This window comes from Vibrio crassostreae 9ZC13 (assembly GCF_000272045.2).
GTDB classification, from domain to species: domain Bacteria; phylum Pseudomonadota; class Gammaproteobacteria; order Enterobacterales; family Vibrionaceae; genus Vibrio; species Vibrio crassostreae_C.
Genome location: NZ_AJYZ02000042.1, coordinates 651,644 through 665,640, shown reverse-complemented (window position 1 = coordinate 665,640; position 13,997 = coordinate 651,644). Strand labels below are relative to the sequence as shown.

Annotated in this window: 13 protein-coding genes and 1 pseudogene; 3 read left to right on the top strand and 11 right to left on the bottom strand. The window is 44.4% G+C overall.

From position 1 onward, the window contains the following. Positions 1-38 precede the first annotated feature (38 nt). A complete protein-coding gene (locus A136_RS21740; protein ID WP_017064181.1) occupies positions 39-1,973 on the bottom strand; it encodes a RecQ family ATP-dependent DNA helicase in 1,935 nt (644 codons plus the stop codon). Positions 1,974-2,118: 145 nt separating this feature from the next. Between A136_RS21740 and A136_RS21735 the strand changes: the two genes are divergently transcribed. The 3 genes from A136_RS21735 (at position 2,119) to A136_RS21725 (ending at position 5,108) form a co-directional block, all read left to right on the top strand. Continuing rightward, the gene (locus A136_RS21735; protein WP_017064180.1) at positions 2,119-2,592 is read left to right on the top strand and encodes a GreA/GreB family elongation factor; all 474 of its coding nucleotides are present in this window, start codon (positions 2,119-2,121) and stop codon (positions 2,590-2,592) included. Between the two features lie 88 nt (positions 2,593-2,680). Further along, on the top strand, positions 2,681-3,457 hold the full coding sequence (locus A136_RS21730; protein ID WP_017064179.1) for a YggN family protein: 777 nt from the start codon (positions 2,681-2,683) through the stop codon (positions 3,455-3,457). Positions 3,458-3,746: 289 nt separating this feature from the next. Beyond that, positions 3,747-5,108, top strand: a complete 1,362-nt coding sequence (locus A136_RS21725; protein ID WP_017064178.1) for a sodium-dependent transporter — start codon at positions 3,747-3,749, stop codon at positions 5,106-5,108. A gap of 204 nt (positions 5,109-5,312) precedes the next feature. Here the strand turns inward: A136_RS21725 and lipA are convergent, their stop codons facing one another. The 10 genes and pseudogenes from lipA to holA all read right to left on the bottom strand — a co-directional run. Then, positions 5,313-6,278, bottom strand: a complete 966-nt coding sequence (gene lipA / locus A136_RS21720; protein ID WP_017064177.1) for a lipoyl synthase — start codon at positions 6,276-6,278, stop codon at positions 5,313-5,315. A gap of 4 nt (positions 6,279-6,282) precedes the next feature. Further along, positions 6,283-6,942: a lipoyl(octanoyl) transferase LipB gene (gene lipB / locus A136_RS21715; protein ID WP_004737632.1), complete on the bottom strand. Its 660-nt coding sequence runs from the start codon at positions 6,940-6,942 to the stop codon at positions 6,283-6,285. A 195-nt stretch (positions 6,943-7,137) separates the two neighbouring features. Further along, on the bottom strand, positions 7,138-7,416 hold the full coding sequence (gene ybeD / locus A136_RS21710) for a DUF493 family protein YbeD (RefSeq protein ID WP_026084358.1): 279 nt from the start codon (positions 7,414-7,416) through the stop codon (positions 7,138-7,140). Positions 7,417-7,648: 232 nt separating this feature from the next. Continuing rightward, positions 7,649-8,830, bottom strand: a complete 1,182-nt coding sequence (locus A136_RS21705; protein ID WP_017062336.1) for a serine hydrolase — start codon at positions 8,828-8,830, stop codon at positions 7,649-7,651. A gap of 93 nt (positions 8,831-8,923) precedes the next feature. Next, positions 8,924-9,763, bottom strand: coding sequence for a septal ring lytic transglycosylase RlpA family protein (locus tag A136_RS21700; RefSeq protein ID WP_017064176.1), 840 nt, complete (start codon positions 9,761-9,763; stop codon positions 8,924-8,926). Between the two features lie 3 nt (positions 9,764-9,766). Further along, positions 9,767-10,888 carry a rod shape-determining protein RodA gene (rodA, locus tag A136_RS21695; RefSeq protein WP_017062334.1) on the bottom strand — a complete coding sequence of 374 codons (1,122 nt, stop codon included), beginning with the start codon at positions 10,886-10,888 and terminating at the stop codon, positions 9,767-9,769. After that, a complete protein-coding gene (mrdA, locus tag A136_RS21690) occupies positions 10,888-12,780 on the bottom strand; it encodes a penicillin-binding protein 2 (RefSeq protein WP_017064175.1) in 1,893 nt (630 codons plus the stop codon). The genes rodA and mrdA overlap by 1 nt, the downstream gene beginning before the upstream one ends. 6 nt (positions 12,781-12,786) lie before the next feature. Beyond that, positions 12,787-13,257, bottom strand: coding sequence for a 23S rRNA (pseudouridine(1915)-N(3))-methyltransferase RlmH (rlmH, locus tag A136_RS21685; protein WP_017068506.1), 471 nt, complete (start codon positions 13,255-13,257; stop codon positions 12,787-12,789). A 3-nt stretch (positions 13,258-13,260) separates the two neighbouring features. Further along, a complete protein-coding gene (rsfS, locus tag A136_RS21680; protein WP_004735247.1) occupies positions 13,261-13,578 on the bottom strand; it encodes a ribosome silencing factor in 318 nt (105 codons plus the stop codon). Between the two features lie 64 nt (positions 13,579-13,642). Further along, a pseudogene (holA, locus tag A136_RS21675) lies at positions 13,643-13,997 on the bottom strand (DNA polymerase III subunit delta); the annotation flags it as partial.

Genomic DNA, 13,997 nt, shown 5'->3' with positions numbered 1-13,997 from the left:
TACGCTTCATAGCCTAGTCGGTTTTTTATAAGTAAGAATTACCTAGGAAGTTGTTTTACTCGCGCTAAGGTATCACTGAACGGTTGCTGCTCTAGCTTGCCGTAACCGACCATTTTACTGGCTTTGAGTTTGGTTGAAAGCGGGGTGGCGATTCCACATAAGAAGCGAGTAATTGCCTCGTCGGTAATCAGTTGTTGGCTAGCCGAAATAAACTCATGTATCCATGTCATCACCGTCTCATCATCGATAGGTTCAACATCAACGGTTGGTAAGATTGCCACTTCTCCTCGACATACAGAGCAGTGACCGCAGTTTGTTGGTGCTTTATCATCGGCAAAATAACTCGCAAGGCGTGAGCTTAGGCAAGTATCCGCCTCAAAGAAATTCAGCATTTGGTTAAGGCGGTTTATCTCGCTGTTTTCTTTTGCTTTAAACAACTCAGTTAGACGCTCTGACAGTTGCATCATATCTTCAGAAGTATTGTGGATCGCGTAGACATCGGTGATCTGCTTGCTTTCTAGTTCAATCCAACCTTGTTCATTGAAGTAGTCGATAGCCGCAATCACACGCTGACGATCGGCTTGGAAGTGTGTCCAAAGCGCATCGAAGTCGACTTGGCACCACACTCTTGCTTGAGGAGAGCATTGGAAAATCGCTTCGACAAATTGACGACGTTCACTTTGAAATTGCTCTGTGATCTGCTGTTTCGGACGAATGAATTTAAATTTGTAGTCTGCGAAGTAGCTGTACTTGGGCTCAATCACACCTTCAATTTCGAGATACACCAGTAGTGTTTTTAGCGGTAACTGACGAATGTTGGATTCACGTGATAGTTGATTAAGCATGATCTCCCATTGATTCGAGCCAGAAGCGCCAATGTTTTGATTTTCGTAGATCTCTTTTAATACCGCTTGGATCGATATGTTGTCTGGCGTATCACCAAAAACGAAGTTCTCGAGTGTGCTTAAACCGTGTTTGTTAGCCAGTAAAATACATTCAGACGCTTGCCCATCTCGACCAGCTCTGCCGATCTCTTGTGAGTAGTTTTCGATCGATTTTGGTAAGTCAAAGTGAATCACTCGGCGAATGTTGGACTTATCCACGCCCATACCAAACGCGATAGTTGCGACGATACAGCTCACGTCATCATTCATGAATTGGTGTTGAATAGCATCTCTATTTTCAGGCTTAAGACCCGCATGGTAAGCCACTGCATTAACGCCAGCATTGCGAATCTGCTGAGCCACCATCTCTGCCGTTTGTTGAAGGGTGACATAAACAATAGTCGGAGCGAGAGAAGCTTGGTTAACCACATTGCACAAGGTTTCTAGCTTACTGGTTTGTTCACAAGGTTGAATCGACAGATCGAGATTTTGACGATAGAAACCCGTAACCACAACGCGCTCCTCATCAATTTCAAACTTTGACTTCATATCTTGGATAACCGCTGTAGTCGCAGTGGCTGTCAGTAGTAGAACCTGAGGAATATTGAGCTGTTTTTGGTATTGAGGAAGCTTCAGGTAGTCGGGTCTGAAGTTGTGTCCCCATTCTGAAATACAGTGCGCTTCATCGACCACAAGCAGTGAGATCGACACTTGGGAGATAAACTGACGAAAGCGTTCGTTCTTCAAGCGCTCGACGGAGATCATGAGGATCTTGGTGTCACCGTTACGCACTGACTGCATAACCTGTTGTGTGGTTTGTCGGTCTTGGCTTGATTCGATTGCCGCTGCGCTAATGCCTTTACTGTGCAGGAAAGCGAGTTGGTCTTTCATCAAGGCTAACAGTGGCGATATCACCAAGGTTAAGTGCGGTAACTCTAATGCTGGTAATTGATAGCACAGCGATTTACCTGAGCCTGTCGGGAATATCGCGGCAGTCGAGTGACCAGATAGAACGTTATCAATGACTTGCTTTTGCCCATTGCGCAGTGAGTCGAATCCGAATACTTGTTTTAGCTTCTGCTCAATCATTTATGTTCTACCTGAGTTATTAAGTGTCGTATTGATGCTAAAGCGGGCGCCTATTCATGATAGCGTCGCTTGATGAATCAAATGTCTTGCACCTGATTGTACCTAATTCTATTCTGTAGCTCCTATAGAAAAGCACCCCAATAGTATGAATAAGTCAAAGCTTCGCCAAATAATCATAGAGCAACTCGAATCCCGATTACGTATCGCACAATCTGCGACTCAGCGTGCGATTGATGCTGCGACCGATGAAGAGACTGTGCCTGAACATAAGTACGATACATTGGCATTAGAAGCTTCGTATCTTGCCCATGGTCAAGCGATGCGAGTGCAGGAGTGTGAAGATGATATCCAGTGCTACCGGAATCTCGTCTTACGAGACAGTGAAAAGATTGCAGTAAGCAGCTATGTTGTGGTTATTGACGAAAATGATGAATGTAAACACTTTTTCATTGGGCCAAGAGTCGGAGGACTTTCTGTCGCGTGGAATGATAATGAGGTTGCTATCGTAACGGTGAACGCACCTTTTGGTCAGGCTCTAATGGGTAAAGAAGTCGGTGATGAAATTGAGTTTAAGGTTGCAGATAAACAGTTTTGCTATGAAGTAATATCTATCGACTAACTGAGTAACGGATATATATAAAACGTTTCTCTGACAAAGAAGCATATACCAAGGGTATAGTAATCTGTCAGATTGATGAGAGGATGTTATGAAAAGCTATGTATTTATGAAAAACAGTGTATTAATTGCATCGTTAACTGCGGCGATGGCAGTTGTGAGCCTGCCAACGTTTGCTGCTCAGTGTCGAGTTGATTTGAAGAATGAACTAAGAATCGATGATCAAAAAGTCGAAATCCATCAAGTGAATGGTGATACGGCCGTTTTTGATGATAACAACGACCTCTATATCCATGGTGAGAAGGTTGAGCTTGATGCCGACCAACAAGCGGCGATTGAGAAATACCGCGAAAATATGAGTGAGTACTTACCTCGAGCGAAACAAATGGCGAACGATAGCTTAGCGTTAGCCAATGACGTGATTGATGATATCGCGGCTAGCCTGGATTCACCTGAGTCATTTGATAATGTAAAAGAATCGATGAAAACCTACTTTGCAGAACTGGAAGCGCGTTATTACAAAGATGGCGAATTAGTGTTACCTGCAGAAAGCTTTGATTCGATGGCCAATGGCTGGTCTGAAGATTTCGAGAAGGCGAAAGAAATCTTTAACCAAGAATTTATCTCTAGCGCTTTTAATGCGATGTCAGAAAAAATGAAACAAGATGGTGGCCTAAACCTGACTGAATTGGCTGACAGTATGGCTGAATTAAAGCTGAAAGTTGAAGAGCGAATGAAAGAACACTCTCAACAAGTACAGGAGGAAGCGAATGAGTTCTGTGATTCACTTGATGAGATGGCGGAACAAGAGCAAGAACTGCATGAAATCATTCCGAACTTAAAAGATTACCAAGTCTTCACAATTTAATTCGAGTCTAGTGATGAATAGTAAGAGCACCGGTCGGTGCTCTTTTTGTTTGTATAAATGGAACCACACGGCGAGTATTTATCTCAATTCAATCCATTTCCTTCTTAAGCCTACTGCTTCGCTTTGTTGCTTATAATTGAACGATAAGACTGGTTTTTTGTTAATTTTGTTGTTCTAAATAGCGCATTGACTGTAAAAATCAGAGAATTGTTCATTTATTGGTTGTGCCTATCATTGCTTTTTATTACTGTACTTCTCAACTAGTTCACTGATTTTTAATGCGGGCGATATGGACCAACAATCTTCCTCTTCAAGAGAGCACTTTAGCTCTCGTTTAGGTTTTATTTTAGCAGCGGCTGGTGCAGCGGTTGGCTTGGGTAATATTTGGGGTTTCCCGACTCAAGTTGCTAGCAACGGTGGTGGCGCTTTCCTTTTAGTCTATTTGATCATGATCTTCGTGGTTGCTTTCCCTATGTTGGTGGTTGAGATGGCTATAGGCCGTCACGGCCAAGCAAACCCAGTTGATAGCATGCGATCTTTGACGACAAACCCTTTGGGTAAGAAAGTCGGTGAGTTTGTCGGTTGGGTTGGACTGAGTGTACCAAGCGCAGTGTTGGCGTTTTACAGTATTGTTGGTGGCTGGTTGATCTGTTTCCTAATTGGTGCGGTCGCGGATCTTATCGGCCTAGAAGCGATTGCTGATTGGTTTAAGGGCTTCAGTGTTGAGCGCAACGTATTTGGTACCGTCGCGTTCTATGTACTGACTATCTTGATTGTGCAGGGCGGTGTTAAGCAAGGCATCGAGAAATGGTCGACTCGTTTGATGCCTGCGCTGTTTGTTTTATTTGGCTTATTGTTTGTTTACATCATGACGCAATCTGGCGCGATGGAAGGCCTAAAACATTACCTTATTCCAGACTTTGAGAAAGTGTGGGATAGAAAACTGGTTCTGGCGGCAATGGGACAGGGGTTCTTCTCACTCACTATTGGCGGTTGCTCGATGTTGGTTTATGGCTCTTACTTAAGCAAGAAAGAGAACCTACCAAAAATGGCGATGAACGTAACTCTGGTGGATACTGCTGTCGCTTTTATTGCTGGATTAGTGGTGATGCCAGCAATGTTTGTTGCGATGCAAAAAGGCGTTCAAATCTACGCTGAAGACGGCTCACTATTAAGCTCTGACACTCTAGTATTCACGGTTTTGCCGTTGATGTTTGATAGTTTAGGTGTGCTTGGACAGATCTTTGCGATTGTGTTCTTTTTACTACTAACGATTGCTGCACTGACTTCTTCGATTTCGATGCTTGAAGGCCCGGTTGCGCTAGTGAGTGAGCGTTTCAATACTAGACGAACGCCAACAAGCTGGGTGATTGGTGGTGCTATCGCGCTGTTTAGTGTGGTGATTGTTTACAACTTTGCTGCGATGTTTGGCATGGTAGCGATGATTGCAACTCAGTATCTTCAACCAGTCGCTGCACTGATGTTCTGTGTGTTTGGTGGTTGGGTATGGAGCCGAGCTTCAAAAGTGAAAGAGCTTGAACAAGGCAGCCCTGATTTTCAACTTGGTTGGTTTGGTAAGGTTTGGCCAATGTATGTGAAGTTTGTGTGCCCAATTTTGGTAGCAACGGTTATCTGGGCATCTTTCGGTTAATGCAGAACCCTATCTGGGGTTTTTGAAATTACCTCCTCTGAACTTGAAATATTAAGCACAAAGCCACTCATAAAGAGTGGCTTTGTTGTTTTTATATAAAGCTTAGTGGCACGAAATATAAAGCTATAGCGGCACGAACAAGATAGAAAAAAGGCGCTGAACATAATATTCAGCGCCTTTGCATTGTTCGTTAAGCAATCGTGATTACTTAATTTCCATACCTTGAGCTTGCAAGTCCGCATGGTAAGAAGAACGTACAAACGGGCCACACGCTGCGTGAGTAAAGCCTAGCTCTAGAGCAATCTCTTTCAGCTCATCGAACTCAGAAGGCGGCACGTAGCGTTCTACTGGTAAGTGGTGACGGCTTGGTGCTAGGTATTGGCCTAGTGTCAGCATAGTCACACCATGTTCACGAAGGTCTTTCAGTACTTGAACGATCTCTTCTTTTGTCTCACCAAGACCCATCATCACACCTGATTTTGTTGGGATATCAGGGTGCTGCTCTTTGAATTTCTTCAGTAGATCAAGAGACCACTTGTAGTTCGCACCTGGACGCGCTTTACGGTATAGACGTGGCGCTGTCTCTAGGTTGTGGTTGAAAACATCTGGCGGGTTGTCTTTCATTAGGTCAAGCGCAACGTCCATACGACCGCGGAAGTCTGGAACCAGTGTTTCGATACGAATATTTGGGTTGAGTTCGCGAATCTCACGGTTACAGTCAGCAAAGTGCTGAGCACCGCCGTCACGCAAGTCATCACGGTCAACTGAAGTGATTACAACGTACTTCAGTTTCATGTCTTGAATTGTTTTAGCTAGTTTCTTCGGCTCTTCAGCTTCAGGAGCAACAGGGCGACCATGGGCAACATCACAGAACGGGCAGCGACGAGTACAGATAGCGCCAAGAATCATAAACGTTGCCGTACCGTGGTTGAAACACTCGGCTAGGTTAGGACAAGACGCTTCTTCACAAACTGAGTGCAGGTTGTTTTTGCGCATTGCTGATTTGATTTCTTGAATACGATGGCTGTCTGAAGGAAGTTTAATCTTCATCCATTCAGGCTTACGTAGAACTTCTTTCTGTTCAGCAGGCATATTCTTTACGGGAATTAATGCCATTTTGTCAGCGTCACGATATTTAACGCCTTTTTCCATTTGGATTGGTTTGCTCATGATTTTATGCTTCTGCTGTAATGTTACTGGTGGCTTGAATGTCTACTTGGTCATAGCCGAGTAGCTCTACGAGCTCTTGTATTAACTGTTGCTCAACGTTTTCTAGTTCACTTGGTCCACCGAGTTGGCTTACCTGCGCCATTTCCATACCTTGGTAACCACATGGGTTAATACGCAGGAATGGAGACAGGTCCATATCGACGTTGAGTGCTAGCCCGTGGAACGAGCAGCCACGTCGAATACGTAATCCGAGTGAACAGATTTTCTTGCCATCGACATAAACACCAGGAGCGTCAGGTCGGGCAGCTGAATCTATATTGTAAGCTTTCAGAGTATTGATTACGAGGTTCTCGATATGAGTAACCAAATCACGCACTCCGAACTTCTTGCGGCGGATGTTAATCAGAAAGTAAGCGACTAATTGGCCTGGGCCGTGATAAGTCACTTGGCCACCGCGATCGCTTTGTATTACAGGGATATCACCAGCATTCAATACATGCTCGGCTTTACCTGCTTGTCCTTGAGTGAAGACAGGGTTGTGTTCAACCAACCAAACTTGGTCTACGTCTTCTTCCGTGCGTTCGTCTGTGAACTTATGCATGGCTTTCCATACAGGTTCGTAATCCTGACGGCCTAATTTTTTTACGATTAGCTTATTTTGCAAAGCTGCACTCCCTCAAGGATTAATAAAGTGAACGCATTATAAACGCGAAACATGATTCTAACTACAGACGGACTGCAAGGTTTTTCAACTTTCTTTGTATTTATTGAAAATTAAGTTGAATGAATTTGAGCTAGATAGGGTGCTTTAAACAAAAACAGCGGCAATAAGCCGCTGTTTTTCATGTGCAATCGGAGATTACAGAACCATACGAACGATTTCGATCTCGCCCAGTTCTTTATAAAGAGTTTCTACTTGTTCAATTGAAGTCGCAGTAATATTGATAGAAACAGAGTGGTAGTTACCTTTCGCACTCGGTTTTAGCGTTGGGCTGTAGTCACCAGGAGCATGACGCTGGATCACTTCTAGTACTAGCTCAGTCAGTTCTGGCTTAGCGTGGCCCATTACTTTGTAAGTGAATGAACAAGGGAACTCTAAGAGGTCTTTTAGTTTTGCATCAGAATTGATGTTCATGATTAGCTCCAAAAGGCTAGACGCTCGCAAATTGGCGAAATGTCGATAAAAAGCGTGTTCGGTCAACAGACACGAGTAATAAGGCGGAATATTACGTGTAAATATCACCGAACTCAAGATCAACAAAAGCCGCACATGGCGGCTTTTGGTTCACTAATGAGCAAATCATGAACTTACTCATTAGGTTAGCTATATAACAAGCTTAGGTTTTACCTAGAACAAACCTTTGGCTTGTTTAGAATAAACCCTTGAATAGAAGAACTAGGTAGTCCCATAGACGGCTGAATAGGCTGCCTTGGTCTACATCTTCAAGTGCTAGTAGGGGGTATTCAGCAACGTCTTCACCGTCTACTTGGTAGAATAGTTTACCAACTACATCGCCTTTGCTGATTGGCGCTTCTAGCTCTTTCTCAAGAACGAAGCTTGCCTTCAGGTTCTTAGCTTGACCACGAGGTAGCGTCACGAAAGTATCTTCGTCGACACCTAGCGCAACTGTGTCTTTGCTACCCATCCAGATCTTCTCTTCTACGAAGGTTTCACCCGCTGTATGTGGCGCCACTGTTTCGAAGAAACGGAAGCCGTAGCTAAGCAGTTTTTTGCTTTCTGTTTTACGAGCATTCGCATTCTTGGTGCCCATAACTACAGCAACTAGGCGCATTTTGCCTTCGGTCGCTGAGCTTACTAGGCTGTAACCTGCATTGCTTGTGTGGCCCGTTTTGATGCCATCAACGTTCATGCTCTTATCCCATAACAGACCGTTACGGTTGTATTGGGTGATGCCGTTGTAAGTGAATTTTTTCTGCGAGTAGATACGGTACTCATCAGGAACGTCACGAATCAGCGCCTGACCAAGTAGCGCCATATCGTAAGGCGTTGAGTAGAGGTTCGGGTTGTCTAGACCGTGCACGTTAGCGAAGTGCGTGTCTTTCATGCCGATAGAGCTTGCCCAAGCGTTCATTAGGTCAACGAATGCATCTTCAGAGCCAGCGATGTGTTCAGCCATAGCAACACATGCGTCGTTACCTGATTGAATGATGATACCGCGGTTTAATTCTTCAACTTTAACCGTAGTGCCCACTTCAACGAACATCTTAGATGAATCTGGGAAGTTTTTAGCCCAAGCATTTTCACTGATTACAACATCGTCGTTTAGGTTGATGTTGCCACGGTCGAGCTCTTGGCCGATCACGTAGCTCGTCATCATCTTGGTTAAACTTGCTGGAGAAAGCTGAGTATTCATCTCTTTCTCTGCTAGTACTTTGCCTGAATGGTAATCCATCAGAACAAAACCTTTAGCGGCGATTTGAGGTGCATCAGGAACAACAATAGGAGCGGCGAATGACGATGTAGCTATCGTTGCAGAAAGAGCAACAGAAGTAGCAAAAATCGATTTAACAAGTTTATTAGATTTAATCATTTTGAATGCAATTATTTGGTGAACTATTCATATATTAACAGAATCACTCTGTCACACCAGAGCGCTGATTACCAGAAGTAACTGTTAGATTAATTAGCGAGTTAGGGTGTGTTTTTTTATATAAGCTGACGGGTAACCCATTAGCTTAACTTGTTCTAATTTCTCTTGAGTCAGAGCATAGTCATGAAATGGCCCAATCATCAGACGGTATTTGTCATCATTTGGCTGCAAGAACGTTGCTACTTCTAGCTTTTCGGCTAGATCTTTCGCTAACTTTTCGGTCCTATCTTCATGTGGAGATGTTGCGACTTGAATAATAAATTGCGGTAAAGCAGCCTTTTTATTTGCGTCGGTTGGCATAGCCACAGTAATGACTTCAATCTCAACATTTGTCGTGCCGGTTCTCAACACATCGAGCTTGTAAGCTGCCGCATAACTAAGGTCAATGATTCGGCCTTCATGGAATGGGCCGCGGTCATTGATACGAACAATTGTCGTTTTGTTGTTGTCAGTATTCGTCACTTTTACATAGCTTGGAATTGGCAATGTTTTGTGCGCCGCAGACATCGAATACATGTCGTAGATCTCGCCGTTCGACGTTAAGTGGCCATGAAATTTCTTACCGTACCAAGAGGCTTTGCCTTTCTCAGTAAACCCTTCGGTCTTCTTTACGATCTTGTAGTCTTCGCCACGTAAAGTGTAATCCGTGTTACCACCTAAACTATAAGGTTCATACTGAGGGTGAGCATCCTCGAGATGCTCTACTGAGATCGGTGCGTCTGGTGCAATATCTGAATCAATATCGTAGCGGCCTGTTGGCTGCTTTGAAGAACAACCATTGATTAAAATCGCTAGCCCCAAGATAGAGACTATTTTTTTGATTGGCAGCTCTTCAACCAAGGATGCTTTTTTTTGAAACGTTGTAATAGACATCGATTAGGTCGCCTTTGAGAATGCTTTTCTGTGTGTATGGATCGACATTAAAATACCAAAACCAGCCATAAGGGTAACCATTGAAGTACCACCATAACTGACTAAAGGAAGAGGAACACCAACCACAGGTAGAATGCCACTTACCATGCCAATGTTTACAAAAATATAAACGAAGAAGCTCAGTACAATACTGCCGCCCATCATTCGACCGAATGCGGTTTGAGCTTGGCTCGCAAGCACTAAGCCACGTCCAATAATAAACAGGTAGATAGCAAGCAAGAACAAGATACCAATCATGCCCCACTCTTCGGCGATGACCGCAAAAATGAAGTCGGTGTGGCGCTCTGGAATGAATTCTAATTGAGATTGAGTGCCTTGCAGCCAACCTTTTCCTGATATACCACCCGAACCTATCGCAATCTTACTTTGAATGATGTGGTAACCCGCACCTAATGGATCTGATTCAGGATCAAAAAGGGTTCTAACACGCACTTTTTGATATTCACGCATCAAGAAGAACCATAGGATTGGGATAAATGCCCCTAATGCGATTGCGGCGCTAGCAATGATTTTCCAACTGATACCAGCCAGGAATATCACGAAGATACCAGATGCGGCGATAAGGATAGATGTACCTAGGTCAGGCTGCTTTGCGATTAGAATCGTCGGTACAAACACCATCACTAGCGAGATCGCTAATGTTTGGAATGTTGGTGGAAGTGAGCGCTTACCGATAAATCGTGCCAGCATCAAAGGCACCGCGAGCTTTAATAGCTCTGACGGTTGGAATCGAACAAAGCCGAAGTTTAACCAACGCTGGGCGCCTTTAGAGGCTTCACCAAAGAACAACACGCCCAATAGCAAGATGACACCACCTACAAATAGCAGTGGTGCCAAGGTTTCATAAGTACGAGGTGAGATTTGCGCTAGGAAGATCATCACACCTAAAGACAGAGCCATGCGCATCGCCTGGCGGTCCATCATCGCAAGGCTTTGTCCGCTTGCGCTGTACATGATCAGCAGGGCAAAGCCCATTAAAACCAGAATGCCAAGCAAAAGCGGCAGGTCGATATGCAGCCTTTCGAATAGGGCTCTATTTCGTCCAGTTGAAGGATCAAGTTTCATTATTTAATTGGCTCACTTTGATAATCTTCTGCAAGGATAATATGGTCTAAAATCCTTCTTACTACTGGGCCGCCGTTAGAAGAACCGCCACCTGCGTTCTCTAGAACGATAGTCACGACGGCTTCAGGATCTTCAAAAGGCGCGTAACCCGTAAAGAGGGCGTGATCGCGTAAGTGCTCTGCGATTTCATCCGCGTTGTACTCTTCATCTTCTTTTAAGCCGAATACCTGTGCGGTACCCGATTTACCAGCGGTTTGGTAAGACATCTTCTGGAATGAACGTCTTGCCGTACCTTTCTTACCGTGGTTAGCCAGCCTCATACCTTCCTGAGCGATATCCCAATACTTCTTCTTAACCCCGGTTAGCGGTGGGTAAGTTTCAATGTCCGACATGATTTGTTCATCGAATGGACGACCGTTATCAATGGTTGAACGAAGTAGGTGAGGTGCGGTTACTTCACCTTCATTGACCAAAACTGATGTGGCTTTTGCAATCTGCATGGGTGTTGCAGTCCAGTAGCCCTGTCCAATACCAACTGGAATAGTATCACCTTGATACCAAGGCACACGGTGTCTGGCCATCTTCCAATCACGAGTTGGCATATTGGCTTTGCTTTCTTCATAAATATCGATGCCAGTATAATCACCAAAGCCGAACATCATCATCCATTTGGATATGCGATCAATGCCGAGATCATAAGCAATTTGGTAAAAGAAAGTATCCACTGACTCTTCAATCGCTTTCTCTATATCAACGACCCCGTGTCCCCAACGCAACCAGTCACGGAATGGTCTTGTTTTTGAATTAGGGATCTTCCAATAACCTGGGTCATTACGCGTTGTATTAGGTGTAATCACACCTTCTTGCAGAGCCGCAACAGCAATGAATGGCTTGATCGTCGATGCTGGTGGGTAAATACCTAGCGTTGCACGGTTAACCAAAGGGCGGTCTTTGTCTTGAAGCAGGGCGTTATAACCTTTAGACGAAATACCATGTACGAATGCATTTGGGTCGTAGCTTGGGCTAGATACCATGGCTAACACGCCATTGTCTTTCGGGTCGAGAACGATAGCTGAGCCACGGCGGCCATCCAGTAACTTATGTACGTATAGTTGTAGCTTGATATCCAAGTTGAGCACGATATCTTTACCCGGAACCGACGGTACAAATTTTAGAGTACGGATCACTCGTCCACGGCTGTTAACTTCGACTTCTTGATAGCCAGCGGTACCGTGAAGCATGTCTTCGTAGTAGCGCTCAATACCAAGTTTACCGATGTCGCGAGTGGCTTGGTAATTGGCGTCTTTCTCTTCGCGAACCAGGCGCTGCATATCACGGTCATTGATGCGCGATACGTAGCCAATCACGTGAGTTAACACATCACCATAAGGGTAGAAACGTTTTAGCGTACCTGTAACTTCAACGCCTGGGAACTTATGTTGATTTACAGAGAAGATCGCAACTTGTTCTTCGGTAAGCTGATTCAGAATAGGTACTGACTTGAAGCGTCGTGAATTGCGACGATCACGATTAAAGCGCTCGATACGCTCTGGCGGGATCTCAATTAATGCTTGCAGACGAGCAAGCGTATCATCCATATCTTTAATTTTTTCGGGTATGATTTCTAGATTGAAAACCGGGCGATTTTCGGCAAGAAGTACACCATTACGATCGTAAATCAAACCACGGTTAGGGGCGATTGGAACGACCTTGATACGGTTATCGTTAGAGCGGGTTTTATAGTCTTGATATTGATTGACCTGAATGTTGTACAGATTAACAACCAACATCGATATCATGACTATGATCCCCGCAAACGCAACAAAAGCACGATTAGTAAATAGTCGTGCTTCTGCTTTGTAATCACGGATTTGGCTACGTTTACGTAACATTAACGCTTATTCTCGATGATAAGGGTGGTTAGCAGTGATGCTCCAAGCTCGATACAAGCTTTCAGCCATGATAACGCGTACTAATGGGTGAGGGAGAGTAAGCGCAGACAGAGACCAACTTTGGTCTGCGGCCGCTTTACATGCAGGTGCTAATCCTTCAGGCCCGCCAATTAGGATAGATACGTCACGTCCATCCAGCTTCCAACTTTCTAATTGCTCAGCAAGTTGAGGTGTATCCCACTTTCTACCTGGGATATCGAGCGTGACAATACGGTTGCCTTTTGGAACTGCAGCCAGCATCGCTTCACCTTCTTTTTGAAGAATGCGTGCAATATCTGCATTTTTACCGCGCTTTCCTGCAGTAATTTCAATGAGCTCTAATGGCATATCGTGAGGGAAGCGGCGTTTGTATTCTTGAAACCCTTCTTCAACCCACTTTGGCATTTTTGTGCCAACTGCGATTAACTGGATCTTCAAAGCTTAGCCCCAAAGTTTTTCTAGTTGGTACAGTTCACGGTGTTCTTCTTGCATAACGTGAAGCATGCTTGTCCCCATATCTAGAACAACCCATTCACCTTCTTGCTGGCCGTCCATGCCTAGTGGCTGCATACCTGCTTTACGTACTTCATCAGCAACATGCTGTGCAATAGAAGCAACATGGCGCTTAGAGGTACCTGTACAAACAATCATGTAATCAGTAACGCTTGATTTGCCTTCTACATCGATAGTCACAATCGATTCTGCTTTCATGTCGTCGGCTTTGTCTGCAAGAAAATCTTTTAGTTCTTCACGTAACACGGGGTGTTCCTTTAATCTGAATTTAGCTTTTTAGGGGCTGTCGACCCTAGAATATACCACGCTTTTATGCGTGAAATGGTATTGAAGCTGAAGGGATACAAAACTCTACGCTTAACTGATGAATTAGTGGCCAAGGCGACTGCTCATATTGAGTTTTTGTCATCAATTCAGCTTGAGTGAGCAACGCGAACAAAGAGTGTAATTGAGAAATCGAAACTCTTGTTAGCGCGGCGTTATAAAGAGGCTTTTTAGATTGCCAGATACGGTGTTTTTCGAAGACCTGACCAATCGGCATCTGTTTCATTTGTTGCTGCATTTGTAATAGCAGAGCAAGCTCTCGTTGTATGCTACGTAATAAAATGACGGGTTCGACACCTTCAGCTTCTAGCTGACGCAGGATTCGTTGTGCTCGATTTCCT

Coding starts and splice junctions, on each gene's coding strand:
- A136_RS21740 (WP_017064181.1), bottom strand. CDS start 1,973: ATGATTGAGCAGAAGCTAAAACAAGTATTCGGATTCGACTCACTGCGC.
- A136_RS21735 (WP_017064180.1), top strand. CDS start 2,119: ATGAATAAGTCAAAGCTTCGCCAAATAATCATAGAGCAACTCGAATCC.
- A136_RS21730 (WP_017064179.1), top strand. CDS start 2,681: ATGAAAAGCTATGTATTTATGAAAAACAGTGTATTAATTGCATCGTTA.
- A136_RS21725 (WP_017064178.1), top strand. CDS start 3,747: ATGGACCAACAATCTTCCTCTTCAAGAGAGCACTTTAGCTCTCGTTTA.
- lipA (WP_017064177.1), bottom strand. CDS start 6,278: ATGAGCAAACCAATCCAAATGGAAAAAGGCGTTAAATATCGTGACGCT.
- A136_RS21705 (WP_017062336.1), bottom strand. CDS start 8,830: ATGATTAAATCTAATAAACTTGTTAAATCGATTTTTGCTACTTCTGTT.
- A136_RS21700 (WP_017064176.1), bottom strand. CDS start 9,763: ATGTCTATTACAACGTTTCAAAAAAAAGCATCCTTGGTTGAAGAGCTG.
- rodA (WP_017062334.1), bottom strand. CDS start 10,888: ATGAAACTTGATCCTTCAACTGGACGAAATAGAGCCCTATTCGAAAGG.
- mrdA (WP_017064175.1), bottom strand. CDS start 12,780: ATGTTACGTAAACGTAGCCAAATCCGTGATTACAAAGCAGAAGCACGA.